Source organism: Microbacterium sp., from assembly GCF_049661145.1.
Lineage (GTDB): Bacteria > Actinomycetota > Actinomycetes > Actinomycetales > Microbacteriaceae > Microbacterium.
Genome location: NZ_JBASZT010000016.1, coordinates 1 through 2297 on the forward strand (window position 1 = coordinate 1; position 2297 = coordinate 2297).

A 2297-nucleotide genomic window follows, 5' to 3' on the forward strand; every position below is an offset into this window, starting at 1 on the left:
GGCTCGCGCCCAGCCGCATGTCGGGCTGCTCGCGGGTCGCGCGCGCGAGCGCGACGGCATATTCCTCGACGGCGGGGGAGACGTGCACGCTGCGGGCCCACGCGATGAGATCCCGCACGTGGGCGGCGCCGACGACGGGCGTGAGCTGCTCCAGAGGGTTGACGGCATCGCGCTGGCGGAGCATGAGGGCTTCGCTGGCGGCATCCGGGTAGCCCATGGAGATGCGCATCATGAAGCGGTCCCGCTGCGCTTCGGGCAGGGCGTAGGTGCCCTCCATCTCGAGCGGGTTCTGCGTCGCGACGACGAGGAACGGGTCGGCGAGCAGATGGCTCGTACCGTCGACGGTGACCTGACGTTCCTCCATCGCCTCCAGCAGGGCGGACTGGGTCTTGGGAGAGGAACGGTTGATCTCGTCGGCGATGACGATCTGCGCGAAGATCGCGCCGGGCTTGAACTCGAACTCCCGGTCTACGGGGTTGTACACGCTCACGCCGGTGACGTCTCCCGGCAGCAGGTCGGGCGTGAACTGGATGCGCCGCACGCTCGCGTCGACGGACGCCGCCAGCGCTCTGGCGAGCATCGTCTTGCCGACGCCGGGGACGTCCTCGATGAGCAGGTGGCCCTCGGCGAGCAGGCACACGAGTGCCGCGCGGACGGCGGTGGGTTTGCCGTCGATGACCCGACTGACGGAGTCCGTGATCGCGTCTGTCGAGCGGGCGAACGCGTCGGCGGTGAGCGGACTGTCGGGCATGCGTCTCCCTGTCTGGGCGGCCTGTCTCAGCGGCGGTCGCAGCGTCGGTGCTTGCTCGATGCTAACCCCGGGCGGTGACCCGGTGGCTGGACGTCGGGTAAACTCGCACACAGCTCTCCGCGAGGCGGCATCCAGGCCAACTCCCCCAGGACGGAAACGTAGCAAGGGTAACCGGGCTCTGCCGGGTTCGCGGAGAGTCTCTTCTTTCGGCGCCCGCCCCGTTCCGTGGCGGCGCGGTGGTGGACCGGAGCGACGTCGTCGAGGTGCGGGCACCCGCGGGATTCCCGAACGGCTCCCCGGCAATCACCCCGTGGCCCGCCCGCCGAGGTACCGGCTCGCGAGAGCTCCATCGACGCTCCACCGGCCCGCGCCGGTGCCGATGAGGGCGAGCGACGCGCTGAACATGATGAACGCGAATCCCGAGCCCGACCCATCCTGGGCGAGCACGATCGGCTCACCAGGGTGCACCCAGATGAGTGCCCCCGCCATGACGGCGGCCAGGCCCAACGCGACGAGCCGGGTGACGACGCCGACCAGCAGCGCGACTCCGCCGAGCAACTGCATGTACGCGCCGAAGTACGCCGTCACCTCGGGGAGCGGAATTCCCGCGCCACGGTAGTTCTCGACGTTCGCGCCGGCGTCACCGGGCTGGGTCGCATCGCCCCAGCCGTGGGCGATGAACACAATGCCCACGGCGACGCGGAGGACGAGAAGCCCGGCATCCGATCCGAATCGTCGGGCGCCCTCGCCGAGGTCCAGGCGGGAGATGAGGGAGGTGGTCTTCTGATCGGTCATGTCCTCCACTGCACCATCACCGGCAACGTGAGGGAAGGATCGATCCGCTCCCTGCTTATACCCTGGAGGCATGGATGTCGCCGACGTACGCGATCTGCGCCACTTCGTCGCGGTTGCCGAGCAGCTCAACTTCTCGCGGGCCGCCGATCAGCTCGGCATCGCCCAGCCGTCACTGTCCCGCGCCATCCGCAGTCTTGAGACCCGCTGGGGAGCACCGCTGTTCGAGCGGGACACCCGGTCCGTGCGCCTCACCCCGTTCGGCGCCGCCATGCTCGACGACGCGCGTCACGCGCTCGACGTCGTCGCCGCTGTCTCCCGCCGAGCGGAGCGCGCCGCCGCGACGCATCCCATGCTGGTGGTGACCGCGAAGCCGGGCATCGCCACCGGCATGCTGAGGCAGATCACCCGCGCGTACGCGACGACACCCGGTGCGATCCGAACCACGACGCTCGTCAGCGGCTATCGGGAGCAGGCGGACATGGTACGGGACGGTCGCGCCGACGTCGCCCTGCTGGGTTCGTACTTCGATGCGCGTGGCCTGAATACCGCGCAACTGAGCCTCGAGTCTCGCGTCGCGGCGCTTTCGGCGCGTCACCGGCTCGCGTCCCGGGCACAGTTGCGGTGCTCTGACCCGGATCCGCGAGTAGTGGTTGTTGGTGTGTGATTTCGGGTTCTCGTGCTTCGGTCCGCCGGGGTTCGCTGGTTCGGGCGTGACGGTGTCGCGCCTGTCGCGGCGTTGGGCGGAGGTTCC

Annotated in this window: 3 protein-coding genes and 1 other RNA gene; 2 read left to right on the forward strand and 2 right to left on the reverse strand. The window is 69.7% G+C overall.

The window, feature by feature from the left end; all coding sequences use genetic code 11:
* A partial coding sequence (locus WBP48_RS00910) for an AAA family ATPase (protein ID WP_424434700.1) occupies positions 1-751 on the reverse strand: 751 nt, incomplete at its 3' end.
* Between the two features lie 108 nt (positions 752-859).
* Between WBP48_RS00910 and ffs the strand changes: the two genes are divergently transcribed.
* An RNA gene (ffs, locus tag WBP48_RS00915) (signal recognition particle sRNA small type) lies at positions 860-956 on the forward strand.
* A 98-nt stretch (positions 957-1054) separates the two neighbouring features.
* Here ffs and WBP48_RS00920 read toward each other — a convergent pair.
* A complete protein-coding gene (locus WBP48_RS00920; RefSeq protein ID WP_424434703.1) occupies positions 1055-1546 on the reverse strand; it encodes a DoxX family protein in 492 nt (163 codons plus the stop codon).
* Positions 1547-1616: 70 nt separating this feature from the next.
* On the opposite strand from WBP48_RS00920, the gene WBP48_RS00925 reads away from it, so the two are divergent.
* Positions 1617-2210, forward strand: a complete 594-nt coding sequence (locus WBP48_RS00925) for a LysR family transcriptional regulator (protein WP_424434706.1) — start codon at positions 1617-1619, stop codon at positions 2208-2210.
* The last annotated feature ends 87 nt before the right edge of the window (positions 2211-2297 follow it).

What these genes read in the sequence shown, in the direction of transcription:
- WBP48_RS00920 (WP_424434703.1), bottom strand. Translation starts at nt 1,546, where the DNA reads ATGACCGATCAGAAGACCACCTCCCTCATCTCCCGCCTGGACCTCGGC.
- WBP48_RS00925 (WP_424434706.1), top strand. Translation starts at nt 1,617, where the DNA reads ATGGATGTCGCCGACGTACGCGATCTGCGCCACTTCGTCGCGGTTGCC.